The sequence below is a fragment of the Bradyrhizobium sp. NBAIM08 genome (assembly GCF_020193935.1).
Taxonomy (GTDB): domain Bacteria; phylum Pseudomonadota; class Alphaproteobacteria; order Rhizobiales; family Xanthobacteraceae; genus Bradyrhizobium; species Bradyrhizobium yuanmingense.
This window is the reverse complement of record NZ_JADYVR010001081.1, coordinates 1-397: the sequence shown is the minus strand read 5'-3', so window position 1 is coordinate 397 and position 397 is coordinate 1. Positions and strand designations below refer to the sequence as shown.

The 397-nt window shown below is 62.7% G+C and carries 1 protein-coding gene; it reads right to left on the bottom strand.

From position 1 onward, the window contains the following. Nucleotides 1-397: beta-propeller fold lactonase family protein (locus I6F37_RS43570; protein WP_225154921.1), on the bottom strand; the 397-nt coding region annotated here is incomplete at both ends.

Sequence of the window (397 nt, the reverse complement as noted above, 5' to 3'; positions counted from 1 at the left end):
ACGGCGTTGGACGTCACCGCAGCGGTATAGACGTGCTTGCCGTCGGGACTGATCGTGACATCGATGACGCCGTTCAGGCCCGTCACGCCGCTCGCGCCGTCCACTAGAACTTGAATGAATTGCAGCGCCCCGGTACTGCCGTCGGAAACATGCTCGCTGTAAGTGAGCGCGCCATTGGCGCCGCGGCTAAAGACGGCAACAGCGTCAGCGCCCACTCCCGACACGTAGACATGCGCGCCATCGGGGCTCACCTCGACGCTACTGGCAGACGTGATGCCCCCCACGCTGTTGACGCCGTCAATTTCGACTTCGACAAAGTTGAGCGCTCCCGTGGCCACCGTGCGGGTAAAAACAGCCACCGCATCGTCGCCGTTAGAGGCGGCGTACACGTTGAGAC